This is a genomic window from Geodermatophilus sp. SYSU D00700, from assembly GCF_054050255.1.
The window spans coordinates 120,473-146,621 of the sequence record NZ_JBJGZA010000004.1; the positions used below are offsets into that span (position 1 = coordinate 120,473).

General features: G+C 75.7%; 24 protein-coding genes and 2 tRNA genes. 9 read left to right on the plus strand and 17 right to left on the minus strand.

Annotation, left to right across the window (positions count from 1 at the left end):
- Positions 1-13: 13 nt before the first annotated feature.
- Positions 14-1,516 (minus strand): bifunctional UDP-N-acetylglucosamine diphosphorylase/glucosamine-1-phosphate N-acetyltransferase GlmU, encoded by a 1,503-nt coding sequence (gene glmU / locus ACI79V_RS05050; protein WP_456887342.1) that lies wholly within the window; start codon positions 1,514-1,516, stop codon positions 14-16.
- Positions 1,517-1,572: 56 nt separating this feature from the next.
- Positions 1,573-1,645, minus strand: a tRNA-Gln gene (locus ACI79V_RS05055).
- 189 nt (positions 1,646-1,834) lie between these two features.
- Between ACI79V_RS05055 and ACI79V_RS05060 the strand changes: the two genes are divergently transcribed.
- Positions 1,835-2,818, plus strand: coding sequence for an acyl-CoA desaturase (locus ACI79V_RS05060; RefSeq protein WP_456887343.1), 984 nt, complete (start codon positions 1,835-1,837; stop codon positions 2,816-2,818).
- Positions 2,819-2,877: 59 nt separating this feature from the next.
- Positions 2,878-3,480 (plus strand): TetR/AcrR family transcriptional regulator, encoded by a 603-nt coding sequence (locus tag ACI79V_RS05065; RefSeq protein ID WP_456887344.1) that lies wholly within the window; start codon positions 2,878-2,880, stop codon positions 3,478-3,480.
- A 6-nt stretch (positions 3,481-3,486) separates the two neighbouring features.
- Here the strand turns inward: ACI79V_RS05065 and ACI79V_RS05070 are convergent, their stop codons facing one another.
- The 8 genes from ACI79V_RS05070 to ACI79V_RS05105 all read right to left on the minus strand — a co-directional run bounded on the left by ACI79V_RS05070 (position 3,487) and on the right by ACI79V_RS05105 (position 11,390).
- Positions 3,487-4,446 (minus strand): 4-(cytidine 5'-diphospho)-2-C-methyl-D-erythritol kinase, encoded by a 960-nt coding sequence (locus tag ACI79V_RS05070; protein ID WP_456887345.1) that lies wholly within the window; start codon positions 4,444-4,446, stop codon positions 3,487-3,489.
- 24 nt (positions 4,447-4,470) lie between these two features.
- Positions 4,471-5,355 (minus strand): 16S rRNA (adenine(1518)-N(6)/adenine(1519)-N(6))-dimethyltransferase RsmA, encoded by an 885-nt coding sequence (gene rsmA, locus ACI79V_RS05075; protein WP_456887346.1) that lies wholly within the window; start codon positions 5,353-5,355, stop codon positions 4,471-4,473.
- Positions 5,322-6,425, minus strand: coding sequence for a ubiquitin-like domain-containing protein (locus ACI79V_RS05080; RefSeq protein ID WP_456887347.1), 1,104 nt, complete (start codon positions 6,423-6,425; stop codon positions 5,322-5,324). Before ACI79V_RS05080 ends, rsmA begins: the two co-directional genes overlap by 34 nt.
- Before the next feature lie 322 nt (positions 6,426-6,747).
- The gene (locus ACI79V_RS05085) at positions 6,748-7,587 is read right to left on the minus strand and encodes a hypothetical protein (RefSeq protein WP_456887348.1); all 840 of its coding nucleotides are present in this window, start codon (positions 7,585-7,587) and stop codon (positions 6,748-6,750) included.
- 45 nt (positions 7,588-7,632) lie between these two features.
- Positions 7,633-8,505, minus strand: a complete 873-nt coding sequence (locus tag ACI79V_RS05090) for a TatD family hydrolase (RefSeq protein ID WP_456887349.1) — start codon at positions 8,503-8,505, stop codon at positions 7,633-7,635.
- 58 nt (positions 8,506-8,563) lie between these two features.
- Positions 8,564-10,357 (minus strand): methionine--tRNA ligase, encoded by a 1,794-nt coding sequence (metG, locus tag ACI79V_RS05095; protein WP_456887350.1) that lies wholly within the window; start codon positions 10,355-10,357, stop codon positions 8,564-8,566.
- A 36-nt stretch (positions 10,358-10,393) separates the two neighbouring features.
- Complete coding sequence (locus ACI79V_RS05100) at positions 10,394-11,002, minus strand: hypothetical protein (protein ID WP_456887351.1); 609 nt, start codon at positions 11,000-11,002, stop codon at positions 10,394-10,396.
- Between the two features lie 100 nt (positions 11,003-11,102).
- Complete coding sequence (locus ACI79V_RS05105) at positions 11,103-11,390, minus strand: hypothetical protein (RefSeq protein WP_456887352.1); 288 nt, start codon at positions 11,388-11,390, stop codon at positions 11,103-11,105.
- Between the two features lie 123 nt (positions 11,391-11,513).
- Between ACI79V_RS05105 and corA the strand changes: the two genes are divergently transcribed.
- Positions 11,514-12,608 (plus strand): magnesium/cobalt transporter CorA, encoded by a 1,095-nt coding sequence (gene corA / locus ACI79V_RS05110; protein ID WP_456887353.1) that lies wholly within the window; start codon positions 11,514-11,516, stop codon positions 12,606-12,608.
- Positions 12,609-12,774: 166 nt separating this feature from the next.
- Entirely contained in the window at positions 12,775-13,698 is a 924-nt protein-coding gene (locus ACI79V_RS05115; RefSeq protein WP_456887354.1) for a DUF559 domain-containing protein, read from the plus strand.
- A gap of 96 nt (positions 13,699-13,794) precedes the next feature.
- Here ACI79V_RS05115 and rsmI read toward each other — a convergent pair whose 3' ends face one another.
- The gene (rsmI, locus tag ACI79V_RS05120) at positions 13,795-14,634 is read right to left on the minus strand and encodes a 16S rRNA (cytidine(1402)-2'-O)-methyltransferase (RefSeq protein WP_456887355.1); all 840 of its coding nucleotides are present in this window, start codon (positions 14,632-14,634) and stop codon (positions 13,795-13,797) included.
- 53 nt (positions 14,635-14,687) lie between these two features.
- Here rsmI and ACI79V_RS05125 point away from each other — a divergent pair, with 53 nt between their 5' ends.
- Positions 14,688-16,214, plus strand: a complete 1,527-nt coding sequence (locus ACI79V_RS05125) for a dolichyl-phosphate-mannose--protein mannosyltransferase (RefSeq protein WP_456887356.1) — start codon at positions 14,688-14,690, stop codon at positions 16,212-16,214.
- Here the strand turns inward: ACI79V_RS05125 and ACI79V_RS05130 are convergent.
- The 6 genes from ACI79V_RS05130 to ACI79V_RS05155 form a co-directional block, all read right to left on the minus strand.
- On the minus strand, positions 16,183-16,992 hold the full coding sequence (locus ACI79V_RS05130; protein WP_456887357.1) for a polyphosphate kinase 2 family protein: 810 nt from the start codon (positions 16,990-16,992) through the stop codon (positions 16,183-16,185). The genes ACI79V_RS05125 and ACI79V_RS05130 overlap by 32 nt on opposite strands.
- Before the next feature lie 344 nt (positions 16,993-17,336).
- A tRNA-Ala gene (locus tag ACI79V_RS05135) sits at positions 17,337-17,410 on the minus strand.
- Between the two features lie 75 nt (positions 17,411-17,485).
- On the minus strand, positions 17,486-18,190 hold the full coding sequence (gene sepX / locus ACI79V_RS05140; protein ID WP_456887358.1) for a divisome protein SepX/GlpR: 705 nt from the start codon (positions 18,188-18,190) through the stop codon (positions 17,486-17,488).
- 177 nt (positions 18,191-18,367) lie between these two features.
- Entirely contained in the window at positions 18,368-18,985 is a 618-nt protein-coding gene (locus ACI79V_RS05145) for a GNAT family N-acetyltransferase (RefSeq protein WP_456887445.1), read from the minus strand.
- 1 nt (position 18,986) lies between these two features.
- Positions 18,987-20,375 carry a molybdotransferase-like divisome protein Glp gene (gene glp / locus ACI79V_RS05150; protein ID WP_456887359.1) on the minus strand — a complete coding sequence of 463 codons (1,389 nt, stop codon included), beginning with the start codon at positions 20,373-20,375 and terminating at the stop codon, positions 18,987-18,989.
- A 31-nt stretch (positions 20,376-20,406) separates the two neighbouring features.
- On the minus strand, positions 20,407-21,321 hold the full coding sequence (locus ACI79V_RS05155) for a UTP--glucose-1-phosphate uridylyltransferase (protein ID WP_456887360.1): 915 nt from the start codon (positions 21,319-21,321) through the stop codon (positions 20,407-20,409).
- A gap of 108 nt (positions 21,322-21,429) precedes the next feature.
- Here ACI79V_RS05155 and ACI79V_RS05160 point away from each other — a divergent pair, with 108 nt between their 5' ends.
- The 4 genes from ACI79V_RS05160 to ACI79V_RS05175 are packed head-to-tail and all read left to right on the plus strand — an operon-like array spanning position 21,430 to position 26,146.
- Positions 21,430-22,029 (plus strand): 5-formyltetrahydrofolate cyclo-ligase, encoded by a 600-nt coding sequence (locus ACI79V_RS05160; RefSeq protein WP_456887361.1) that lies wholly within the window; start codon positions 21,430-21,432, stop codon positions 22,027-22,029.
- Positions 22,030-22,071: 42 nt separating this feature from the next.
- Entirely contained in the window at positions 22,072-23,436 is a 1,365-nt protein-coding gene (locus tag ACI79V_RS05165; protein WP_456887362.1) for an SLC13 family permease, read from the plus strand.
- Positions 23,437-23,453: 17 nt separating this feature from the next.
- A complete protein-coding gene (locus tag ACI79V_RS05170; protein WP_456887363.1) occupies positions 23,454-24,632 on the plus strand; it encodes a CaiB/BaiF CoA transferase family protein in 1,179 nt (392 codons plus the stop codon).
- Positions 24,629-26,146 (plus strand): carboxyl transferase domain-containing protein, encoded by a 1,518-nt coding sequence (locus ACI79V_RS05175; RefSeq protein ID WP_456887364.1) that lies wholly within the window; start codon positions 24,629-24,631, stop codon positions 26,144-26,146. Before ACI79V_RS05170 ends, ACI79V_RS05175 begins: the two co-directional genes overlap by 4 nt.
- Positions 26,147-26,149: the final 3 nt, after the last annotated feature.

The following is a 26,149-nucleotide window of genomic DNA, read 5'->3' on the forward strand; positions in this document are numbered from 1 at the left end:
CGGCTGTGTGCCCCTACCGCTCGTGGTCCGCTTCGGGCTCCGCCGGTCGGTCCGGGATGTCACCCACGGCCCGGCTCCCGGCCGTGCCTCCAGCCGTCGCTGCTGCTGCAGCCCTCGCGGCGGCCGTCCCCGGACGGCGCCGCCGCACCCAGCCTGCCACATTGCGCTGCGCGGCCCGCGCCACACCCATGGCCCCCGGCGGCACGTCCTCGGTGATCACCGAGCCGGCGGCGGTGTAGGCGCCGTCGCCGACCGTGACCGGGGCCACGAGCATCGTGTCCGACCCGATGCGCACCTGGTCGCCGATCGTCGTGTGGTGCTTGGCCACGCCGTCGTAGTTGACGAAGACCGTGGCCGCGCCGATGTTGGCGCCGCGCCCGATCGTCGCGTCGCCGACGTAGGACAGGTGCGGCACCTTCGAGTCCTCGCCCACCTGCGCGTTCTTCGTCTCGACGAACGCGCCCACCTTGGCGCCCCCGGCCAGCCGGGTCCCCGGCCGCAGGTAGCTGAAGGGGCCGACCGAGGCCCGCGGGCCCACGACCGCGCCGAGGACGTGCGAGCGGACGACGGCGGCGCCCTCCTCGACGGTGGTGTCGACCAGCGTGGTGTCGGGCCCGACGACGGCGCCGGTGGCCACCGACGTCGTCCCGCGCAGGTGCACCCCCGGCTCGAGCAGGGCGTCGGGCGCGACGGTGGCGGTGACGTCGACCCAGGTCGTGGCCGGGTCGACGACGGTGACCCCGGAGCGCATCAGCGCGTCGAGCACGCGGTCGTTGAGGGTGCGGCGGCGGGCGGCGAGTTCGACCCGGTCGTTGCAGCCGAGCACGTCGGCCGGGTCCTCGGCGCGGACGGCGGCGACCGGCGCCCCGCCCTCGACCAGCGGGGCCAGCGCGTCGGTGAGGTACTGCTCGCCCTGCGCGTTGTCGGTGGCCAGGCCGGCGAGCACCCGCCGCAGGGTCGCGGCGTTCGCGACGTAGACCCCCGCGTTGACCTCGCGGATCGCCCGCTGCTCGGCGGTGGCGTCGCGCTCCTCGACGATCGCCCGGGGCGCACCGCGCCCGTCCCGGACGATCCGGCCCAGCCCGGCCGGGTCCCCCACCTCGGCCGTGAGCACGGTGAAGACGCTGCCGGCCGCGGTGTGCGCCGCCACCAGCGACGCCAGCGTGCCGGCCGTGAGCAGCGGCGCGTCGCCGTTGACCACGAGAACCGGTCCCTCGAGGTCGGGGGCGGCGTCCAGGGCGACCCGCGCGGCGTGCCCGGACCCGAGCTGCTCCTCCTGCAGCACCGCCCGGGCGCCGGGCGCGACCGCGGCCAGGTGCTCCTCGACGGCCGCGCGGCCCGACCCGACGACCACCAGGGTGGTGCCGGCGCCCAGCGGCGCGGCGGCGGCCAGCACGTGGCCGAGCATCGAGCGCCCGCCGAGCTCGTGGAGCACCTTCGGCGTGGCCGACCGCATCCGGGTGCCCTGCCCCGCGGCGAGGACGACGACGGCGGCGACTGCCTGCTGGGGGCTCACGGATCTCCTCCGACGGTGGGACCGCCGGCGGTCGCACCGGCGCTGCTGGGACGCTGCTGGGGGACTCGGACTCGAACCGAGACCTCCCGGCTCCAAAGGCCGGCGGGCTGCCGATTACCCCATCCCCCACCGCGGCGCCGCCCCCGCGCGGCACCGACCGCCCGAGCCTAGGGGCCGCGCCGGGCGGAGGCACGGCCTGCCCGGGCCCCGGGGCTCGGACGGCGGGTGTGCCTACGGTCACGTAGGTTACGGCCAGCCAGCCGCCGGTCGTCGAGAGACGCGCGACCCGCGACGGACCACGACTGGAGGCTCCCGCCCGTGTCCGCTCCCTCTCTGACCCGGCCGACGGCGTTCCGTCCCGCCGACCCCGACGCCGGGCTGCCGGCCGGCGCCTACGGCAAGGAGAAGGGCCACCTCGAGCAGCTGGTCCTCTACGTCTTCGTCGTGGTGCCCTTCGTCGCCCTCGCCGCCGTCGTGCCGGTCGTGTGGGGCTGGGGCCTGTCCTGGCTCGACGTCGCGCTGTTCGCGGCCTTCTACTTCGTCCCGCTGCTCGGGGTGACCGTGGGCTACCACCGCCACTTCACCCACGGGTCGTTCAAGGCGAGCCGGCCGCTGCGGATCGCGCTGGCGATCACCGGCTGCATGGCGATCCAGGGTCCGGTCGTGCAGTGGGTGGCCGACCACCGCCGCCACCACGCCTTCTCCGACCGCGAGGGCGACCCGCACTCGCCGTGGCGCTACGGCACCGACGCCCGGGCGCTGCTCAAGGGGATGTTCCACGCGCACCTGGGCTGGCTGTTCGACCGGCGGCAGACCAACGCCGCCCGCTACGCCCCCGACCTGCTCAAGGACCGCGGCCTGGTGGTGACCAGCCGGCTGTTCAGCCTGTGGGCGTTCCTCAGCCTGGCCCTGCCCGCCGCGATCGGCGGCCTGGTGACCCAGAGCTGGATCGGTGCCTGGAGCGCCTTCTTCTGGGCCGGGCTGGTGCGCACGGGGCTGCTGCACCACGTCACCTGGTCGATCAACTCGGTCTGCCACGTGGTGGGCGCCCGGCCCTTCGCCTCGCGCGACCGCGCCACCAACTTCTGGCCGCTGGCGATCCTCAGCGCCGGGGAGTCCTGGCACAACCTGCACCACGCCGACCCCACCTGCGCCCGCCACGGCGTGCTGCGGGGGCAGATCGACATCAGCGCCCGGGTCATCTGGCTGTTCGAGAAGCTGGGCTGGGCGCACTCGGTGAAGTGGCCCGACCCGGTGCGCCTGGCCGCGAAGCGGCGGGCGCCCGAGCCCGCCGGGGCCTGAGCGGGCAGGCGGGGCGACCGGTGCCCCCCGGGGACCCCGTGCCCCGGCCACGGGTGCGGATGAGCGGCGCCCAGCGGCGCGAGCAGCTGGTCGCGGTGGGCCGTGCGGTGTTCGCCGAGCGCGGCTACGACGCGACCTCGATCGAGGAGCTCGCCGTCCGCGCGGAAGTGAGCAAACCGGTCGTCTACGAGCACTTCGGCGGCAAGGAGGGCCTCTACACCGCCGTCGTCGACCGGGAGATGCAGCAGCTGCTCGACCGGTTCACGTCGGCCCTGGCCGGGGGCGGCGGGCCCCGGGCGCTGCTGGAGCGGGCGGCCCTGGTGCTGCTGGACTACGTCGAGGACGACACCGACGGCTTCCGGGTGCTCTCCCGCGACTCCCCGGGCTCGGGCGCCTACTCCTCCCTGCTCGGCGAGCTCGCCCGCCGGGTCGAGCACATCCTGGCGGGGCAGTTCGCCGGCCGCGGCCACGACCCGCAGCTCGCCGGCCTCTACAGCTCCGCGCTGGTCGGCATGGTCGCGCTGGTGGGCCAGTGGTGGCTCGAGCACCGCTCCCCCGGCAAGGAGGAGGTCGCCGCCCGGCTGGTGGACCTCGCCTACTCCGGCCTGGCCCACCTCGATCCCCACCCGACGCTGCGCACGACCGGCTCCGGCCGGGCCTGAACGGGCTCAGCCCACCAGCCGCGCGCCCGGCACCGGGCCGTGCACCACCCGGACGGTGCGGAACACGCCCTCCCCCGCGAGCACGGCGGCCAGCCGCAGCGCGGCCTCCTCGTCGTCGGCGAGGGCGGCCACGGTGGGCCCGGAGCCACTGACCAGCGCGCCCGCCGCTCCCGCGTCGGTGGCCGCCCGCAGGGCCCGTCGCAGCGCCGGGCGCAGCGAGAGGGCCGCGGGCTGCAGGTCGTTGGCGAGCGCGGCGGCCAGCGCCGGCGTCGGGCCGCTGCGCAGGGCGGCGAGCACCGGCTCGGAGGCGGGCACCCCGGAGCCGTCGGGGACCCGGCCCGCGGCGCGCAGCCGGTCGAGCTCGGCGTAGACGGCGGGGGTGGACAGGCCACCCGCGGCGATGCCGAGCACCCAGTGCCACTGCCGGCGGGCCAGCACCGGCGTGAGCTGCTCGCCGCGGCCGCTGCCTAGCGCCACCCCGCCGGCCAGGCTGAAGGGCACGTCGCTGCCGAGCCGGGCGGCCAGCCCGGCGAGGTCGCCGCGGGTGGCGTGGGTGCCCCACAGCGCGTCCAGGGCGACCAGGGCGGCCGCGGCGTCGGCGCTGCCCCCGGCCAGCCCGGCGGCGGCCGGGATCGCCTTGTGCACCTCGATGGCGGCGTCGGCGGCCACGCCGGTGTGCTCGGCGAGCAGTTCGGCGGCCTGCCAGACGAGGTTGCGCCGGTCGGTGGGCACGGGGTCGGGCCCCCCGGCCCCCTCTCCGGTCACCGTCACCGACAGCCCGCCCGCGCGCCGCACGGTGACCGTGTCGAGCAGCGAGACGGCCAGGTAGACCGTCTGCAGGGCGTGGAAGCCGTCCTCGCGCAGCGGGCCGACGGCGAGGGAGACGTTGACCTTGGCCGGCGCGTGCGCGGTGACCGCGCCGTCGCCCCGGCTGTGCCCGGCCCCGCCGGGCGACGACCAGCTCATGACGACCGGCTCACGACGACCGGGTCACGGCGCGGTCGCCGCCAGCCGCGCGAAGTCGGCCACCGACAGCCGTTCCCCGCGGGTGGCCGGGTCGATGCCGGCGGCCCGCAGCCGCGCCTCGGCGGCGGCCGGGCTCCCGGCCCAGCCGGCGAGGGCGGCCCGCAGGCCCTTGCGGCGCATGGCGAACGCGGCGTCGACGACGGCGAAGGTCGCGGCGCGGTCGCCCGGCGGCGGCTCGTGCCGGTCGAGGGCGACCAGACCGGAGTCGACGTTGGGCTCGGGCCAGAACACCCGGCGGCCGATGGTGCCGGCGCGGCGGGCGGTGCCGTACCAGGCGGCCTTGACCGAGGGCACGCCGTAGGCGGGACTGCCGGGCGGGGCTGCCAGCCGCTCGGCGACCTCGGCCTGCACGAGGACCAGCGCTCGCCGCAGGGAGGGCAGCAGTTCCAGCAGGTGCAGCAACACGGGCACGGCCACGTTGTACGGCAGGTTCGCCACCAGCGCCGTCGGCGGGGGTCCGGGCAGCTCGCGCACCCGCAGCGCGTCGGCCTCGACGACGGTCAGCCGGCCGGCCAGGTCCGGCTGCCGCTCGGCCACGGTGACCGGCAGCCGGGCGGCCAGCCGGGGGTCGATCTCCACGGCGGTGACGGCCGCGGCGGCCGGCAGCAGGCCCAGGGTCAGCGACCCGAGACCGGGACCGACCTCGAGGACGACGTCGTCGGGGCGCAGCTCCGCCGTGCGCACGATCCGCCGGATGGTGTTGGCGTCGTGCAGGAAGTTCTGCCCGAGGGTCTTCGTCGGGCGCAGGTCGAGCTGCTGGGCCAGGTCGCGGATGACGGCCGGGCCCAGCAGCCCGGGGGCCTGCTCGGGAGAGCTCAGCTGAACAGCCGGGAGCCGCAGTGCGGCCACTGGCCGGCACCGGAGCGCGCGTAGAGCATCTGGGCCCGCAGTGTCTGCTCCTCCGCCGAGGCGGCCGCGGGGTCGCCGGTGCCGCCGACCGACGCCCAGGTGGCCGTCGAGAACTGGTAGAGGCCACGGTACTTGCCCGTGGAGCTGACGGCGTTCACCCGGCCGCCGGACTCGCACTGCGCCAGCGCCGCCCAGTTGAGCCCGTCGGCGGTGGCCGGGACCGATCCCGAGGGCGCCGGCCGCTCCTTGGTCCCGACGGTGACCAGCTCGTCGACCGGCGGGACGGTCACGCTGGTGGCCAGCTGCTCGCGGGAGGTCTCCACGCCGTCGACGACGGTGACGCGGAAGGTGGTCGCCTGCTCGCCGTCCACGCCCTCCTGGATGACGGTCTCCTCGCCCTCGAGGGCCTCCGGGTCCTCGGTCTCGACCGTCCCGTGCCGCACGGGGCTGGTGACGACCTGCTCGGTGACCTGCACGCGGAAGACCTGCAGCCGCATGGCGCCCAGCAGCGGCTGGGTCGGGTACAGGCTGGTGCGGTCGTGCTCGCCGAGCACGACGCCCTGCTCGGCCAGCAGGTCGCCGGCGGTGGCGGCCGTGGTGGTGACCACGCGGGAGGCGCCGTCGACGACCAGCGTGACGTCCTTCGGCGTGGTGATCGACAGCGCCATGCCGTCGAGCGGGAGCCGCTCGCTGCGGCTGGCCGACAGGACCATCCCCTCGGCCCGGTAGCCGAGCTGCTCGAGCGCCTCGTCGACCGACAGCGCGGTCACGTAGACCTCGCTGCTGACCCCGTCGACGGTGAGCTGCAGCGGGCGGGCGCGGTTGACCACGACGGTGTCGCCGTCGACGACCTCGGCCTCGGCCGCGGGGAGGACGACGTCGTGCGCCTGCGTCTCCAGGCCCTCCTCCGCCAGCACCTCGCCCACGGTGTCGGCGTACGTGCGGACCTCGCGGGCCTGCCCGTCGACGGTGAGGGTCAGCGACTTCTGCGCGGCGAACCAGGCGATCGAGCCGCCCACCAGTCCGGTCAGGACCAGGGCGAAGAGGGCGAGCTTCAGCGTTCGGGGCACGACACTTCCACGGGGTCGGGGGACCGGGCAGGGGGTCGCACACCCGAGCGGCAGCCGACAGCGCGGGGCTCCCGGGACCGTGCGGACGCCGTCCGGCGATCCCACCCCGGCTGTCAGTCACGCCACGTTAACGAGTGCGCCACGTCTAGCAACGGTGCGCACGGAGTGAACCAGGGGGACGACACGTCGACACGGAGCCGCGCCGACACGGACCGTCACGGACGCGCCGCGTGGGACGACTGTGACGAGTGGTTCCGACGGGGTCAGCCGGTGATCGACGTCACGGCGTGATCGGTGCCGTGACGGGGCACGAGAATGGGGTTCAGCCGGCCAGGGCGCGCTCGTCGACCCGGACGGGCCGCAGCCAGGTGAGCAGGAACCCGGCGACGGCGAGCCCGGCGGCGATCCCGGCGAACCCGCCGGCCACCAGGGCCACGGGCACCAGGTCGACCCGCTCGGTCACCCGGTCGCCCAGGTCGATGCCGCCGGCCAGCAGGAGGGTGCCCAGCGGCAGCAGGGCCAGCACGCTGGTCGCCGCGGTCACCAGGTGCGCGGTCCAGGTGCGCAGCGCCTCGTCGACCGGCACGTCGGCGCCGTCGGCCGGCAGCGGCCGGAGCAGGACCCGCAGCAGCGCGGTCTCGGCCAGCAACCAGGCCACGAGCGGGACGACGACGGCGGTCCAGCCGACCGGGTCGGACAGCTCGCCGCGCTGCCACATGTACGCGGCGACCGCGATCTCGGCGACGACGACGGCGCGCATGGTCCACAGCAGCCACAGCGAGACCTGCTCGCTGCGCCGCGGCCGACGGGCGGGCTCGGACAGCCGCCAGCGCGGGCGCGGGCGGGTGGCCTCGGCGAGCACCACGCCCGCGAGCAGGCCGACGACCAGGGCGGGCAGCCAGAGGAAGACCGACGCCTCCGCGAACACCACGATGCTGGCGACGACGGCGACCAGCCCCAGCAGCAGGCCGACCCGCCGCACCCGGCGCCCGTGCTGCGCCTGCCGCTGCAGGGTGGCCAGGCCCTCGGGCGTGGGCGTGGAGAAGCCGATCGCGGCCGCGGCGACCGCGCGGCGGCCGGCGGCCAGTGCCCACGCCCGCGCCAGCAGCACGCCGGGCACGAGGACGGCGATGAAGAGGACGACGGCGATGAGGCGGCCCACGCAGACAGTGTGCCTCGCCTCGGGGCCCAGCCGGTCCCGCCGGTGCTACCAGCTCCCGAAGACCCGCTCGGCGGTGCGGGTGAGGCTGTCGCCCAACTGCGCGAGCTCGACCCCGGTGACCTCGGCCAGCGCCCGCACGGTGTGCGGCACCAGCCGCGAGCCGTTGGGCCGGCCGCGGTGCGGCACCGGGGTGAGGAACGGCGAGTCGGTCTCCACGAGCAGCTGGTCGAGCGGGGTGAGCGCCGCGGCCTCGCGCAGGTAACCGGCGTTGCCGAAGGTCAGCGTGCCGGCGAAGGACAGCACGTGGCCGCGCTCGACGCAGGCCCGCGCGAAGGCGGCGTCGCCGGAGAAGCAGTGGAACACCGTGTGCTCGGGAGCGCCCTCGTCGTCCAGGACGCGCAGGATCTCCTCGTGGGCGTCGCGGTCGTGGACGACCAGGGCCACGCCGCGCGCCTTCGCGATCCGGATGTGCGCGCGGAACGACGCCTCCTGCGCCGCCCAGCCCTCGGGCCCGGTGCGGTACCGGTCGAGGCCGGTCTCCCCCACCGCGCGCACCCGCGGCAGCGCGGCGAGCCGGTCGATCTCGGCCAGGGCGTCGTCGTCGGCGGCGCCGGCACCGGCCTCGTTGGGGTGGACGGCGACGGCGGCGAGCACGTTGCCGTGCCGGGCGGCCAGCTCAGCCGACCACCGCGAGGAGGGCACGTCGACGCCGACCTGCACCAGCCGCGGGACCCCGACCGCGGCCGCGGCGTCGATCTCGGCGTCGACGGCGGCGTCGTCGGCGGGCTCGTCGGTGCGGAAGCCGCCCAGGACGATGTCGAGGTGGGTGTGGGAGTCGACCGCCGGCGCCGGCAGCGGCTCCGGGGACGGCGGCGGCTCGCCCCGCCGGTTCGCCCGGGACGCGGCCGACCGGCTCACGCGTGCACGTCCGCGGACGTGCTCGGTGCACGTCTGCGGACGTGCACCGGGACCGCGCTCACTCGCCGTCCTCGAGCCGGCGCAGCTCCTCCTCGACGATCGACTCGTCGAGCTTGCGGAACACCGGCGTGGGCGGCGCCAGCGGCGTCCCCGCGGCCAGCGGGCGCGAGGCCCACACCGCCTGCGCGTCGGCGTAGTCGCCGGTGATGACGGGGTAGGGCGAGCCGTCGTCGAGGTCGGTGACCTCCTCGATGCGCGGCGCCGGCGACCACACGCCGGTGCCGCCGAGCAGCTCGTGCACCTTCTGCGCCGAGTGCGGGAGGAACGGGGTGAGCAGCGCGTTGCAGTCGCTGACCGCCTGCAGCGCGGTGTGCAGCACGGTGTCGCGGCGGGCCGGGTCCTCCTTGAGCTTCCACGGCGCCTGGTCGGACAGGTACTTGTTGGCCTCGCCGACCACCCGCATGGCCTCGGTGGCCGCCGCCTTCTGCCGGTTGCGGGCGAGCAGCTCCCCGATCGGGCCGAACGCGTCGCGGGTGGCGCCCAGCAGGGCGCGGTCGGCGTCGGTCAGGTCGCCCGGCGTGGGGACGGCGCCGACGTTCTTCGCCGCCAGCGACACCGTGCGGTTGACCAGGTTGCCCCAGCCGGCGACCAGCTCGTCGTTGTTGCGGCGCTTGAACTCCGCCCAGGTGAAGTCGGTGTCCTGCGTCTCGGGCCCGGCGACGGCGATGAAGTACCGCAGCGCGTCGGCGTCGTAGCGGGCCAGGAAGTCGCGGACGTAGATGACCACCTGTCGCGAGGAGGAGAACTTGCGGCCCTCCATGGTGAGGAACTCGCTGGAGACCACCTCGGTGGGCAGGTTGAGCCGGCCCAGCGAGCCCGGCGTGCCGCCGCGGTCGCCCTCGCCGTCGTACCCGAGCAGCTGCGCGGGCCAGATCTCGGCGTGGAAGACGATGTTGTCCTTGCCCATGAAGTAGTAGGCGTCGGAGTCCGGCGTCTGCCACCACTGCCGCCACGCCTCGGGGTCGCCGGAGCGGCGGGCCCACTCGATGGAGGCCGACAGGTAGCCGACGACGGCGTCGAACCACACGTAGATGCGCTTGTCGGGCCGGTCGCGCCAGCCGTCGAGCGGGATCGGCACGCCCCAGTCGATGTCGCGGGTGTAGCTGCGCGGCTTGAGGTCCTCCAGCAGGTTGCGGCTGAAGTTGAGGACGTTGGGCCGCCAGCTCGTCCGGGTGCCCAGCCAGTCGCCCAGGGCCCGGGTGAAGGCCGGCAGGTCGAGGAAGTAGTGCTCGCTCTCGACGAACCGCGGCGTCTCGCCGTTGATCCGGCTCACCGGGTTGATCAGGTCGGTGGGGTCGAGCTGGTTGCCGCAGTTGTCGCACTGGTCGCCGCGGGCGCCGTCGTAGCCGCAGATGGGGCAGGTGCCCTCGATGTAGCGGTCGGGCAGCGTGCGGCCGGTGCTCGGGCTGATGGCGCCCAGCGTCGTCTGCGGGAAGACGTACCCGTTCTTGAGCAGGCCGAGGAAGATCTCCTGGCTGACCTGCGCGTGGTTGACCGTGGTGGTGCGGGTGAACAGGTCGTAGGACAGGCCCAGCGCCTGCAGGTCGCCGACGATGATGCGGTTGTTGCGATCGGCGATCTCCCGCGGCGACACCCCCTCGGCGTCGGCGGCGACGGTGATCGGCGTCCCGTGCTCGTCGGTGCCGCTGACCATGAGCACCCGGTCACCGGCCATCCGGTGGTAGCGGCTGAAGACGTCGGAGGGGACGCCGAAGCCGGAGACGTGGCCGATGTGCCGAGGTCCGTTGGCGTACGGCCACGCCACGGCGGTCAGGATGTGCCGGTCACTCACACCGCCGAGCGTAGTGAGCGCCGCCGGGCGGTCCGGTCAGCGACCGGAGACCGCGGCCGTCGACGGCCGCTCGCCGCCCGCCGGGGCGCCCAGCGCGAGGGCGCCCAGGGCGACGCCTATGAGCGCGACGGTGACCAGCCGCACCCGCGGGTGGGCCACCGGCGCCGGCCGGCCGCGCGGCGGGGCCGCCGCCGCCCAGGCCCGTGTCGTGGGCGCGGTCAGCAGCAGCAGCTTGCCCACCGGGACGGCGAGCGCGAGCAGCGCCAGTGCCGGCAGCGGCAGCGTCGTCGGCAGGTCGCCGGCCGGCAGCGTCCGCGGGCCGGCGACGGCGAGCACGAGGACGAGCACCACCTCGGCGAAGGCGACGCCGGTCGCCAGGCGGCGCCCGGAGCCGTCGACGACGGCCAGCCCGCCCCCGGCGCACAGCACGACCCAGCCGGCCAGCCCGCCCAGGACGGCGGCGACGAGCGCGCCCGAGGGCCGCGGGGCCGTCACCAGGCCGTCGAGACCGGTGAGGCCCCCGGCGAGCAGCGCGACGGCCTCCAGGCCGGACACCGCCGCCAGCAGCAGGACGGCCGCCGGCCACCGCGCGGCGCGCGGCACCGCACGGGTCGGGAGGGGGGCGTCGAGGATGCTGGTCGCCACGGGTTGCGCTCCTGGCCGGGGGACGTCGGTCACCGGTCAGGTCGTCCCGCGGGGGCGGGTGCTGCAGGACGGGCGGAGGGGCCCTCACCCCTCCGGGGGGTCACAGGTTGGCCATGAGCCACAGGCAGCCGAGCGCCGACGCGATCGGCAGCAGCGGCACCAGCGGCACCCGGAAGGACCGGGGCAGGTCGGGCCGGGTCTGGCCGTCGTCCTGCTGGTTGCGCGCCACGACGCCGGTGAGCACGAAGATGCCGGTGCCGATGATGACGCCGACCTCGAAGACGGCGAGGTCGAGTCCCGAGAGGTTCTTCCGGAGCCGGTGCTCGGGCTCGTCGGTGTCGCGGATGGATCCCTCGACGGACTTGATCCGTCGCGAGGTCTCGGCCACGGCGTCCCCCTGCGGTTCGGTGCGTCACCGGTCCTCCGGCGAGCGTGGCGCGGGGTGCGCGAGCCCGCACGCCTACGCTTCTCCTGCCCGTCGTGGCGGGCGGGATGGGAGGGAGGTGCGCCCGTGGCCGACCCACGTCCGGCGACGCCGCCGGCGCCGCCGCTGCCCACCACCCGGCCGCGGCCCGCCGGGACGCCGCGTGCCGCCGCCACCCGCCCCGACGGGGTCCCGGCCGTCGTCGACTGTGCCGTCTACGTCGACGGGCACCGGCAGCCGCCGGTCGACCCGGACGAGGCGCTGGCCGCCGCCACCGAGCGAGGTGGCTTCGTGTGGCTGGGCCTGTTCGAGCCGACCGCGGCCGAGCTCGGGCGGATCGCCGAGCGCTACGGGCTGCACCCGCTGGCGGTCGAGGACGCCGTCGAGGCCCACCAGCGGCCCAAGCTGGAGCGCTACGACGACGACCTGTTCATGGTGCTCAAGACGGCGACCTACGTGGAGCACGAGCAGCTGACCGCGAGCAGCGAGGTGGTCGACACCGGTGAGGTGATGGTCTTCCTCGGCCGCCACTACGTGATCACCGTGCGGCACGGCGAGCACGGCGGCCTGGGCGACCTGCGGCACCGGCTGGAGGAGCAGCGCGAGCTCCTCTGCCTGGGCTCGTCCGCGGTCCTGTACGCCGTCGCCGACCTCGTCGTCGACGCCTTCGTCGACGTCGTGGGGGCGGCGCAGGACGACGTCGACGAGCTCGAGGCGTCGGTGTTCAGCCCGGAGCGCACCGACGACATCGGCCGGCTCTACCAGCTCAAGCGGGAGCTGATGTCGCTGCGGCGGGCGGTGTCGCCGCTGGAGGTGCCGCTGGCGAAGCTCGCCGAGCGCCCGGTCGACGTCGTCCCGGACTCGATGCGCTCCTACTTCCGCGACGTGCAGGACCACGCCATCCGGGTGCGCGACCAGCTCGGCGGCCTCGACGAGCTGCTGTCGTCGATCCTGCAGGCCTCGCTCGCCCGGACCTCGATGGCCGACAACGAGGACATGCGCAAGATCAGCGCGTGGGCCGGGATCATCGCGGTGCCGACCGCGATCGCCGGCATCTACGGGATGAACTTCGAGTTCATGCCCGAGCTGCAGTGGCGGTGGGGCTACCCGGTGGTGCTGCTGGTGATCGTGACGACGTGCGTCCTGCTCTACCGCGGCTTCAAGCGCAACGGCTGGCTGTAGAGGCGAGTGTCGAGGCATTGGAAGCTCTCCGCACGTTTTCGACGCCCCGACGTGCGCATAGCCTCCAATGCCTCGCGGCAGGTAAACCGCGTGTGGACGAGCGCCTCCTGTCCACAGATACAACGAGACAGCCTCATGGCCTGCGCTGCCCCGGCACCGTCCCCGCATGCAGTGGCGGGAGCGCATCAACGAGGTCCTCACCGAGCACGGCGGCGTGGCCAGCCGTCAGGAACTGCTCGCGTACGTGCCGGCAACGGTGCTGGACGGCTTCATCGGACGACGGACGCTGAGCCGGGTCTTCCCTCACGTCTATGCCGCGCGCGGTCACCAGATGGACGACCACCTGCTCCTCCGTGCCGCGGTACGCCATGCGGGTCCCGGTGCCGCCGTGAGCCACACGTCTGCGCTGGCGGTGTGGGGCCTCTCGGAGCTCCGCCGTCCCGTGCACCTGACCGTGGACCAGGCCGTCCGCCGAGCCGGGAGTCAGGACCTCGTCGTCCACCGGCGCCTGCGCTTCCGGGCCGAGCCCCCGCAGTGCGTCGTCCGGCGCGGGATCCCCGTCACCGAACTGGCGCGCTCACTGGTCGACTCGTGGCCGCTGTTGCCTGCCGACGAACGTCGCCCACTCGTGCTGGACGCGGCTCGGCGGCGGCTCGTGACCGCGGCGGGGTTGATCGAGGCACTGGCGGAACGCCCGAACGTCGGTGGCCGCAGGACGCTGGCGCAGGCCATCGACCTCGTGCACGACGGATGCGAGAGCGAACTGGAGGCGCTGGGCGTCCTCGGCGTCTTCCGTCACCGGTCCCTGCCGCGGAGCACCGGGCAGTACCGCCTGGCACTGCCGGACGGCAGCATCCGGCTCGACCGCGCGTGGCCGGAGGTCAAGCTGGCCGTGGAACTCGACGGAGCTCGCCACCACACCTCACCCGAGGACCGACGCAGGGACCTGGCGCGGGACACGGCACTGGCCGCGCACGGATGGGTCGTCCTCCGGTTCACCTACGCCGACGTCCGTCGTGACCCTGACCGGGTCCGGCGGAGGGTCCTCGAGGTCTACCGGATGCGGCTCGCACAGCTTCGCGTCAGCTGACGGACCCCACTTCGATCGGTGAGGCATAGGAAGCAATCCGCACGTCCACGGCGCAGGAATGTGCGGATAGCTTCCTATGCCGCCGTCCACCGCGGGTCAGGAGGGCTTGGCGGCGACGACGGCGTCGTAGACGGTGCGGCGGGGCAGGCCGGTGCGGGCGACGACGGCACGGATCGCGTCCTTGCGGCCGGCACCCGCGGCCTCCTCCTCGGCCACCAGCGCGGCGAGCTCGGCGGGCGTCAGCGACACCGGCCGCGGCGTCGCCCCGGCCACCACGACGGTGATCTCCCCGCGCACGCCGTCGGCCGCCCACCCGGCGAGCTCGGCGAGGGTCCCGCGGCGGACCTCCTCGTGCGTCTTGGTCAGCTCCCGGCACACCGCGGCCGCCCGGTCCCCGCCGAGGGCGCCCGCCGCGTCGGCCAGGGCGTCGGCCAGCCGGTGCGGCGACTCGAAGAAGACCATCGTGCGGCGCTCGTCGGCCAGTCCGGCCAGCCGCGCCCGCCGCTCCCCCGCCTTCCGCGGCAGGAACCCCTCGAAGCAGAACCGGTCCACCGGCAGCCCCGACACCGCGAGCGCCGTCGTCACCGCCGTGGGCCCGGGCACCGAGGTGACCTCGACGCCGGCGTCGATCGCCGCCCGCACCAGCGTGTAGCCCGGGTCGGACACCGAGGGCATCCCGGCGTCGGTGAGCAGCAGCACGGTGGCGCCGTCGACCAGCGCCGCGAGCAACCCGGGCAGCCGGGCCCGCTCCACCGACTCGTGGAACGTGACCACGCGGCCGGTCACCGTGACCTCGAGGTCGGCCGCCAGCCGGTGCAGCCGCCGGGTGTCCTCCACCGCCAGGACGTCGGCCGAGGCCATCACCTGCCGCAGCCGCGGGCCGACGTCGCCGGGCTGGCCGAGGGGTGCGCCACCGAGCACGAGCCGTCCGGTCACGGCGACGAGCCTGTCACGCCGGGCGGGCCCGGCCCGCCACATACCCTGAGGCCATGGCGGTCCTGGCACCCGAGCGCGCCGACGCCGGGCTCCCGCAGGACCCGCCGCGCGCCGCCCGGCGCTGGCCGGCCCCGCGCCCGCGGGTCGACCGCATCCCGCCTCTGCCCGGCGACCGCGCGCTGTCGTGGGTGCTCGCGCTCGGGCTGGGCCTGCTCACCCTGGTCGGCAGGCTGGTGGGCATCAGCTATCCCCGCACGCTGCTGTTCGACGAGGCCTACTACCCGCCGCAGGCCTGGGACCTGCTGACCTGGGGCCACGAGTACAACCGCGGCTACACGTTCATCGTGCACCCGCCCCTGGGCAAGTGGATGATCGCCGCCGGCCAGGAGGTGTTCGGCTACACCAGCCTGGGCTGGCGGTTCCCCTCCGCGGTGGCCGGCGCGGTCGCCGTCGTGGTCCTGGTCCGGCTGGCCCGGCGGCTCACCGGCTCCACGCTGCTCGGCCTGGTCGCGGGGCTGCTGCTCGCGCTGGACGGCCTGGCCTTCACCCTGTCGCGGATCGGCCTGCTCGACGTCTTCCTGCAGGTCTTCGTGCTCGCCGCCGTCGCGTGCCTGGTCGTCGACCGCGACCGGGTGCGGGCGCGGATCCGGCAGCACCGGCCGGTCCCGGCCACCGGCTTCCGGCTCGGCCCCCGCGGCTGGCGGATCGCCGCCGGGCTGCTGTTCGGCTGCGCCTGCGCGGTCAAGTGGAGCGGCGTGTACTTCCTCGCCTTCGCCGCCCTGCTGTCGCTGTTCTGGGACCGTGCGGCCTGGCGGGAGGCCGGCGTCCCCCGTCCGACGGCGACGGCGCTGCGCCGCGGCCTGCCCGGCGCCACCTGGGCGCTGGCCGCGGTGCCGGTGCTCACCTACGTCGCCGGCTTCGCCGGGTGGTTCCTCGGCGAGACGGCCCAGGGGCGCTGGTGGGCGCAGCGCAACCCGGAGACGGCGTTCCCGTGGATCCCCGACGCGCTGCGTTCCTGGTGGCACATGCACGCCGAGTGGTGGACGTTCCACAACGGGCTGTCGACGCCGCACCCGTGGGAGTCCGGGCCCTGGACCTGGCTGGTCAACGGCCGGCCGATCCTGCTGTGGAACCCGCAGGGCCTCACCGACGCCTCCGGCGAGCAGGTGGTGCGCTACGTCCTCATGCTCGGGACGCCGACGCTGTGGCTGGCCTTCGCGCCGGCGCTGGCGTGGGTGGCCTGGCGCATCGTCGCCCGCCGCGACCCCGCCGCCGTCCTGGTCGCGGTCATGGTCGCCGCCGGCTGGGGCACGTGGTTCCTCAACCCCGAGCGCACGATGTTCGTCTTCTACAGCGCGCCGGTGCTGCCGTTCTTCGTACTGGCCGTCGTCCTCGTGCTCCAGGACGTCCTGGGCCGGCCCGGGGCGCCGCCGTGGCGACGCACCGCGGGGCTCGCGGCGGTCAGCGGCTACGTGGCGGTCGTCGCGGGCACCTTCGCGTTCTTCTACCCGGTCCTCGCCGGCCGTCCGCTCTCGCACGCCGAGTGGCTCAGCCGCATGTGGTTCCCGTCCTGGTTCTGAGGACGTCGTCGGCCGGCCGGCGGACCAGCAGCGGGTCGGGCCGGCCGACCACGTCGTCCCGGCGGCCGGCGTGGCCGAGGCCCGCCAGCACGAGCCGCATGGCCTCGAGCCGGGCGCGCCGCTCGTCGTTCGCCCCGACCACCGTCCACGGCGCGCGCGGCGTCGACGTCGCGGCGAGCACCGCCTGCTCGGCCCGGGCGTGGTCGTCCCAGCGGTCGAGGACGGCGAGGTCTGCCACCGTGAGCGCCGGCGGGTCGCGACGGAGCGCGAGGCGGGTGCGCTGCTCCCCGCGGGACACCGAGAACCACAGCTTGACCAGGTGCAGGCCGCCGTCGACCAGCGGCTGCCCGGACGCGGCCAGGCTCGGCAGGCGGCCCTCGTCCCCGGTCGCGGCCTCGACCGCGGGCCGGCCGTACCAGGACCGGTCGAAGAGCACGACCTCCCCGGCGGCCGGGACGTGGGCCAGGGCGAGCCGCAGCGGGGTCGACGGCCGGCCGGCAGCCGGCACCACCCGGACGGTGCGGGGGTCGAGGTGCTCGGTGACGTGCCGGACGAACGCCCCGGTGCCCGCGGCCGCGCGGCCCTCGACGACGACCGCCACGCGCCGCCGGCGCTCCTCCACCCAGCGCTGCAGCTTCAGCAGCTCGATCTGCAGCCGGCGCTTCTCCGGCTCGTAGTCGCGCCAGGACAGCAGCGCCGGGTGGGGGTGGTCCTCGCGCCAGGTCTCCGGGCGGCGCGACGGGCGGGTCTCCCCCGGCGCCCCCTGGCCGAGGTCCACCGGCCTGGGTCGGGCAGCCGCAGCAGCTCCAGCGGCGCCCACACCATGCGCGGCGTGCCGGCCCAGTCGAACCGCACCCGCGCCCGGCACCCGCCATCGGCGTCGAAGCGCCAGCCGCGCAGCTGGGCGGCCCGCCAGCGGCCCTCGAGGTGCAGCTCGGCCGGCTGCGCCTCCGCCAGGGAGGCGACCCGGGTGCCGTGCGCCGCCATGCCGGCCACGCTGGGGCGGACGGCGTTCCGCTCCACTGCGCACGTGTGACGAAGTCGTGGCCCCGACGATGTCGATCACGGCCGGGAACGAGCGACGCCGCCGGGGCGGGTGCCCCGACGGCGTCGGTCTCAGGGTGGAGCTGAGGGGATTCGAACCCCTGACCCCCTCGATGCGAACGAGGTGCGCTACCGGACTGCGCTACAGCCCCTGACGGGAGACGAGAGTACCGCGCGCGACCCCGGGTGCCGCCGACGGGGGTGGCACCCGGGGTGTCGGCGCAGGTCTAACCGTTGACCACGCGCGGCTGGTAGTAGTCGATGTCGGCGAAGCCGATGTCGTCGTCGTCCAGGCCCACGACGGCGCTGTCCTGCCAGCCGGCCGGCGCCGGGGTGCGCGCCGCGACCACGCGGGCGGGGCGCAGCGGGTGCACCGGGGCGAGCGGCAGGCTGGGGTGCGGCAGGCCGACGGTGTGGTGCACCGGCTCCTCGGCGACCGGCGCGGGCCGCGGGGCCGGCGCCGGACGCGCGGCGGGCGCCGGGCGGGCGGCCGGGCGCGCCGACGACCGGGCGGCGGCACGGGCCACGCGGCGGGCGGCGGCCTGCTCGCGGCGCACCGCTGCGCGCAGCACCACGAGGTAGCCGACCAGCGCGACGTCGAGCAGCCCCTGTGCCACCCACAGCCACGGGGTGAGGGTCAGCGCGCCGATGAGCGCGAGCAGCGTCAGCGCGACCAGGCCGGCCAGCGTGCGCCGCCGGACGGCGTGCACGTCGACCCGCAGCTCGCCGGTGCTGCGCAGCAGGTCGCGGTCCACCGACACCCGCTCCGTCTCCGCCGAGCGCACCGGGTCGCTCCCCCGTCGCCGCTGCAGCGTGCGCCCGGGCGTCACCTCGGCGCGCGCCGTCGAGGAGTCACCGCGGGTCACCACCATCGGCACCAGCACGACGAACCACAGCACGACCAGCGCGGCGAGAAGCACGCCTGACCCCATCGAGAACACCACCCGTCACACGAGTCACTTGCCGCGGCAGGTTATTCACGCGAATCCCCAGCTAGAGGGATGTCCGTGGGCGTGTCGCGCGAGTGGTCGTGAGACGGAGGGGATCTGCCAAGCGGCGTGTCGACACGTAGTGGACTGCTCACGAAGCGTGAACGGGATAGCGACCCGTCACCGGGGTGCGCGGGCGGCCCAGAGCCCGAGCACGCCCTGCGGCACGTCCTCGGCCAGCAGCGCGTAGGACAGGTGGTCGCGCCAGTCGCCGTCGATGTCGAGGTAGCGGCGGAGCAGGCCCTCCCGGGTGAACCCGAGCCGCTCGACCAGCCGGCGGCTGGGGTGGTTCTCCGGCCGGATGTCGGCCTGCAGGCGGTGCAGGCCGCCGGGGCCGAACGCGTGGTCGCACACCAGCGCCACGGCCAGCGAGGCCATCCCCCGCCCGGCGACGGCGCGGTCGATCCAGTAGCCCAGCGAGCCCGACCGCAGCGCGCCCCGCACGATGTTGTCCACCGTCACCTGCCCGGCCAGCCGGCCCTCGACGCGGACGGCGAAGGGCATCGACGTCCCCGCCCGGGCGCGGCGGGTGAGCGACCGGCGCATCGCCCGGTAGGCCGCCGGCGTGTGCCGGACCGACCAGGCCACCGGCGCGGTGGGCTCCCAGGGCCGCAGCCAGGCCTCGTTGACCAGCCGCAGCCGGCTCCACTCCGCGGCGTCGGTGCGCCGCAGCGGGTCCAGCTCGACCGGGCCGTACGCCAGCCGGGCCGGCCAGCCGGGGTGCTGCGTCGGGTCCAGCTCAGCCGCCCAGGAGCAGCGGCATGACCGTCACCAGCCCGCCCTCCGCGACCTCGGTGACGTCCTCGTCGACGACGATGAGGCAGTTCGCCCGCGCCATCCGGGCCAGCATCGCCTCGTCGCCGTCACCGAGCGGCTCGACCACGTAGCCGCCGTCGGGGTGGCGCATGACCTGGCCGTGCAGGTACTGCCGGTAGCCCAGCGGGGAGACCAGCCGCTCGGCGGAGATCGCCTGGACGGTGCGCCGGAACAGCTGCCGCTTGCCGAGCATCGAGCGGATCGCCGGGCGGACGAAGACCTCGAAGGACACCAGCGCCGCCACCGGCTCGCCGGGCACGCAGATCACCGGGACGCCGTCGCGGCCGAGCCGGCCGAAGCCCTGCACCGGTCCGGGGTGCATCGTCACCTGACGGAAGCGCATCGGGCCGAGCTCGGCGAGCACCTCCTGCACCAGGTCGCCGTCGGTGGCGAAGGTGCCCGCGATGAGCACCAGGTCGCTGCGCAGCAGCTGGCTCTCCAGCACCTCGGTCAGCCGGCGCCGCTCCGTGGGCAGGATCCCCCAGCGGTAGGCGGCCGCCCCCGCGTCGCGGGCCGCGGCGGCCAGCGCGTAGGTGTTGACGTCGACGACCTGGCCGGGCGCGGGCTGCGCGGTGATGTCGACCAACTCGGTGCCGGCGGACAGGACGGCGACCCGCGGCCGGGGCCGCACCTGCACCCGGTCGCGGCCGACGGCGGCCAGCAGGCTGATCTGCGCCGGCCCGATGGGGGTGCCGACGTGGACGGCGGCGGTGCCGGGCGAGACGTCGTCCCCGGCACGGCGGAGGTAGCTGCCCGCCTCCGGGCCGGCGTGCACCTGCACCCGCACGACGCCGCCGTCGGTCCACACGCCGGGCACGACGACGTCGGCGCCGGCGGGCAGCATCGCGCCCGCGGTGACCTTCTGCGCCAGCCCGGGGGCCAGCGCGTCGGGCGCCGCGGCCCCGGTGACGGTCTCCCCGACGACGGCGAGCTCGACCGGCGCGTCGGGAGTGGCGGCGACGACGTCCTCGGCGCGCACCGCGTAGCCGTCGAGGGCGGCCTGGTCGAAGGCGGGCAGCGCGCGGGCGCTGACCACCTCCTCGGCGCACAGCAGGCCCTGCGCGTCGAGGACGGCGAGCTCGATCGGCTCGGGCTGCGGCACCGCGGCGAGGATCTCGTCGAGGTGGGTCTCGACCGTCCGCAGCACCGGCGTCTCGGGCTCGGCGGCCGGTGGCGGCGGCACGGCGCCGCGGTCGATCTGCGCGGTGGCGTGCACCGCCGGGCCCGGGGACGCCGGAGGGTCGACGGTGGCCCCGCTGCGGAGGTCCAGCGCCGTGGTGTCCCGCGCCCCGGGCGCGCCGTTCTCGGTCATCACCTGCGATGGTCCCCCTCCGGGGACCGGCTCAGGCCTGCGACGCGCCCTCGGCCGGCAGGTCGGCCACGAACTCGGTGAGCCAGGAACGCAGCGCCGGGCCGAGGTCCTCCCGCTCGGAGGCCAGCCGGATGACCGCCTTGAGGTAGTCGAGCTTGTCGCCGGTGTCGTAGCGCCGGCCGTCGAAGACGACGCCGTGCAGCGGGTGCCCGCGCTCGACGAGCGTGGCCAGCGCGTCGGTCAGCTGGATCTCCCCGCCGCGGCCGGGCGCGGTCTCGCGGAGCACGCCGAAGACCTCCGGCGCGAGCACGTAGCGGCCGATGATCGCCAGGCTCGAGGGCGCCTCGTCGACCGGCGGCTTCTCCACCAGGCCGGTGATCGCGACGACGCCGTCGGCGGAGCCGGGCTCGACGGCGACCGCGCCGTACTTGTCGATGTTCTCCCGGCCGACGTCGAGCAGCGCGACCACCGAGCCGCCGTGCTCGGCCTGCACGGCGAGCATCTGCTCGAGCAGGTGGTCGCGGGCGTCGATGAGGTCGTCGCCGAGCAGGACGGCGAAGGGCTCCTCGCCGACGAAGGCGGCTGCCTGCAGCACCGCGTGGCCCAGCCCGCGCGCCTCGCCCTGCCGGACGAAGTGCACCTGCGCGACGTCGGTGGACTCCTGGACGGCGGCCAGCCGGCCGGCGTCGCCCTTCTTCTCCAGGGCCGTCTCGAGCTCGGGGGTGCGGTCGAAGAAGTCCTCGATCGCGGCCTTGTTGCGGCCGGTGACCATGAGCACCTCGGCGAGGCCGGCCCGGGCGGCCTCCTCGACGATGTACTGCAGCGCCGGCCGGTCGACGACCGGCAGCAGCTCCTTCGGCACCGCCTTGGTGGCGGGGAGGAACCGGGTGCCCATCCCGGCGACGGGGATGACGGCCTTGCGCGCCGGGCGCTGCGGGGTCGACATGCGCGGCAGCCTAGCCAGGCGCCCCGCGCGGGACGATCTCGTCCTGACCCCTCGGGGGCAGTCACCGCCGTGGCCTCACGGGCGCTCCCGCGGCCCTAGCCTCGTCCCGTGAGCGCACCGTCCGACGCGGAGGCGGCCAAGTCCGCCCTGCGGGAGCGGGTCCTGGCCGGCCGCCGGCACCGCACCCCCGCCGCGCGCGCCGCCGCCGCGGCCGCGGTGACCACCACCCTGCTCGCCCGCCTGGCGCGGGTCCGCGTCCTGGCCGCGTTCGTGCCGGAGGACACCGAGCCCGGGTCGGGGCGGCTGCCGGCCGCGTTCACCCAGCTCGGCGCGCGGGTGCTGCTGCCCGTGGTGCCCGACGCCGGCACCGAGCTGCGCTGGGCGGTCGACACCGGCCGGCTGGCACCGGGCCGCTTCGGGATCCTCGAGCCGGTCGGCCCGCGGCTCGGGCCGACCGCGGTGGGGACGGCGGAGGTCGTCGTCGTGCCGGCACTGGCGGTCGACCGCGGTGGCGTGCGGCTGGGCCGCGGCGGCGGCTGGTACGACCGCGCCCTGGTGCACGTGCGCCCGAGCGCCGTCGTCGTGGCGCTGGTGTTCGACGACGAGCTGGTCGACCGGCTGCCGGCCCTCGGCCACGACCGGCCGGTGAGCGCCGTCGTCACCCCCTCCGGCGGCTGGCAGGACCTGGGGAGCCGTACCCACCGGTAGGTGACACGGTGGGCCGGTCGGCGCCGACGAGGGGAGCCCGCCGTGTCTCCGGAGATCGTCTCGATCCTGGCGCTGGTCGCCATCTTCGCGATCGCCACGTTCCTGCCGATCAACATGGGAGCGCTGGCCTTCGTGGCGGCCTTCCTGGTCGGGACGCTCTCGGTGGGGCTCAGCACCGACGACATCCTCGCCGGCTTCCCCGCCGAGCTGGTCGTGACCCTGATCGGCGTCACCTACCTGTTCGCGATCGCGCAGAACAACGGCACCGTCGACCTGCTGGTGCGCGGGGCGGTGCGGCTGGTCGGCGGCTACGTGGCCGCCATCCCCTGGATCATGTTCGCCGTCACCGCGCTGCTCACCGCGATCGGCGCGCTCTCCCCCGCCGCGGTGGCGATCATCGCGCCGATCGCGCTGGGCTTCGCCGCGCGCTACGACATCAACCCCCTGCTCATGGGCATGATGGTCGTCCACGGCGCGCAGGGCGGCGGGTTCTCGCCGATCAGCGTCTACGGCGTCACCGTGAACGAGATCGTCGAGGACGAGGGCCTGACCTCCAGCCCGCTGGCGGTGTTCCTGGGCAGCCTGTTCTTCAACGTCGCCATCGGCGTCGTCCTCTTCCTCGTGTTCGGCGGACGCCGGCTGCTGGGCCGCCGGGTGCCGCTCACGGTCCCCGCGCACGCCGAGCACGCCGAGGAGCCCGTGGTGAGCGGGCACGGCGCTCCTCCCGGCCCCGCCGTCGGTCCCGACGACACCGGCGGGAGGGGAGGGAGCGGCGGGAGCGGCGCGGACGACGCCGTGGCGCCGCAGCGGGTGACCGTCGACCAGATCGCCACCCTGATCGGCCTGGCGGCCGTCGCCGTGCTCGCGCTGGTGTTCGACCTCGACATCGGCTTCGTCTCCATCACCGTCGCGACCGTGCTGGCGCTGTTCGCGGCGGCGCGGCAGAAGGGCGCGGTCAGCCAGATCAGCTGGTCGACGGTGCTGCTGATCGCCGGCGTGCTGAGCTTCGTGTTCGTGTTGCAGGAGGCCGGCACGATCGACTACGTCGGCGAGGCGGTGATCGGCCTCGGGGTGCCGCTGCTCATCGCGCTGCTGCTCTGCTACATCGGCGGGGTGGTGTCGGCGTTCGCGTCGTCGACGGCGATCATCGGCGTCGCCATCGCGCTGGCGGTGCCGTTCCTGCAGGAGAGCGACATCGGCACCGTCGGGGTGGTGGTGGCGCTGTCGGTGTCGTCGACGATCGTCGACGTCAGCCCGTTCTCGACCAACGGCGCCCTGGTGCTGGCCAACGCGCAGGGCGTGGACCGGGACCGGTTCTACAAGCAGATGCTCGCCTACGCGGGGATCGTCGTCGCCGTCGGGCCGTTCCTGGCCTGGCTGGTCTTCGTCGTCCCCGGCTGGCTGTGAGACAGGGAGAGGGACGCATGACCGGACCACTCGACGGGATCCTCGTCGTCGACCTGACCCGCGCACTGGCCGGGCCGCACGCGGGGATGATGCTCGGCGACCTCGGCGCCCGGGTGATCAAGGTGGAGAGCCCCGGCAGCGGCGACGACACCCGCGGCTGGGGACCGCCGTTCGTGCAGCCCGACTCCGGCGAGCGGGAGTCCACCTACTTCCTGTCGGCCAACCGCAACAAGGAGTCGGTCACCCTCGACCTCAAGGACGACGCCGACAAGGAGCTGCTCCGCGAGCTGGTCCGCCGCGCCGACGTGCTCCTGGAGAACTTCCGCCCCGGCACGCTGGCCCGCCTCGGCTTCGGCACCGAGGTCCTCGCCGGGCTCAACCCGCGGCTGGTGACCCTCTCGATCAGCGGGTTCGGCCACGACGGCCCCGAGGGCAGCCGCGCCGGCTACGACCAGATCGCCCAGGGCGAGGGCGGGCTGATGTCGCTGACCGGCTCCGGGCCCGACGACCCGCAGCGGGTCGGCGTCCCGATCGGCGACCTGCTGGCCGGCATGTACGGCGCCTACGGCGTGCTGGCGGCACTGCTGGAGCGGGAGCGGACCGGCCGCGGCCAGGTGGTGCGCACCTCGCTGCTGGCCGCGATCGTCGGCGTGCACGCCTTCCAGGGGACCGCGTGGACCGTCGGCGGCCAGGTGGGCCGCGCGCAGGGCAACCACCACCCCTCGATCGCGCCCTACGGCCTGTTCCACTGCAAGGGCGGCAGCGTGCAGCTCTCCTGCGGGTCGGAGGGGCTGTGGCGGCGGCTGTGCGCCGAGTTCGGCCTCGACCCGGAGGCGCCGGGGATGGCGACCAACCACGAGCGGGTGGGCAACCGGCAGCAGGTGATCGCGCTGCTCGAGGAGACCTTCGCCGACACCGGCCCGGAGGAGCTGCTCGCCCGGCTGGCCGCGGCCGGCGTGCCGGCGGGCAAGGTGCGCACCCTCGACGAGGTCTACGGCTGGGAGCAGACCCTGTCGCAGGGGCTGCTCGTCGACGTCGAGCACGCCACCCTGGGCCGGCTGCGGCTGCCCGGCCCGCCGCTGCGCTTCTTCGCCGCCACCCCCGACGGCGAGACCGAGACCACGCGCCGGGAGCACGCCGCTCCCCCGGTGCTCGGCGGATCGGACGAGGCGGTCCGCGCCTGGCTGTCCGAGTGACCCGGCTGGACGCCCGCGCGCTGCGCGACCTCGTCCTCGATCCCGGGTCCTGGAAGAGCTGGGACACGCCGGCCGGCCCGCGCGACGTCGACCCGGCCTACGCGGCCGAGCTGCGCGCCGCGGCCGAGCGCTCCCGGCAGGACGAGGCCGTCGTCACCGGCGAGGGCACGTTGCGCGGTCGGCGGGTGGCCGTCGTCGCCGGTGAGTTCGGCTTCCTCGCCGGCTCGATCGGCGTGGCCACGGCCGAGCGGCTGGTCGCCGCCGTCGAGCGGGCCACCGACGAGGGCCTGCCCCTGCTCGCCGCGCCGGTGTCCGGCGGCACCCGGATGCAGGAGGGCACGGTCGCCTTCCTGCAGATGATCGGCATCACCGCGGCCATCGCGCGGCACAAGGCCGCGGGCCTGCCCTACCTGGTCTACCTGCGCGACCCCACCTTCGGCGGGGTGCTCGCCTCGTGGGGGTCGCTCGGTCACGTGACCATCGCCGAGCCGGGCGCCGCGGTCGGCTTCCTCGGGCCGCGGGTCTACCAGGCCCTGCACGGCGAGCCGTTCCCGGCGGGGGTGCAGACCGCCGAGCACCTGGCCGAGCGGGGGCTCATCGACGCCGTCGTCGCGCACGAGGACGTCGCCGACCTCGCCGACCGGGCGCTGTCGGTGCTCTCGGCGCGGCGGACCTGGCACCTCGACGTCCGCGACGCCGAGCGGCCCACCGCCGAGGACGGCACCGACGCCGACGACCCCGAGGACGGCCGCAGCGCGTGGGACGTCGTCACCGCGTCCCGGCGGCCCGACCGGCCGGGCGTGCGGCGACTGCTGCGGACGGCGGCCACCGACGTCGTCGGGCTCTCGGGCACCGGGGCCGGCGAGAAGGACCCCGGCCTGCTGCTGGCCCTGGCCCGCTTCGGCGGCGCACCGTGCGTCGTCCTCGGCCAGGACCGGCGCGGGCAGTCGCTGTCGGCGCCGCTGGGCCCGGCCGCGCTGCGCGAGGCCCGGCGCGGCATGCGGCTGGCCGCCGAGCTGCACCTGCCGCTGGTGACGCTCATCGACACCCCGGGGGCGGCGCTGTCGGTGGAGGCCGAGGAGGGCGGGCTGGCCGCCGAGATCGCCCGCTGCCTCGAGGACCTGGTGACGCTCCGGGCGCCGACGCTCGCGGTGCTGCTCGGCCAGGGCACCGGCGGCGGCGCGCTGGCCCTGGTGCCCGCCGACCGGGTGCTCGCCGCGGCCAACGGCTGGCTGGGCCCGCTGCCGCCGGAGGGCGCCTCGGCGATCGTGCACCGCTCCGTCGACCGCGCGCCGGAGATGGCCGCCGCGCAGGGCGTGCGGGCTCCCGACCTGTGGCGGGCCGGGATCGTCGACCGCGTGGTGCCCGAGCGGCCCGACGCCGCCGACGAGCCGGTGGAGTTCTGTCGCCGGCTGGGCCGGGTGCTCGGCGACGAGCTGGCCGGGCTGCTCGGCCGCGAGGACGCCGAGCGCACCCGCAGCCGGCTGCACCGCTACCGCCACCTCGGCCGCTAGACA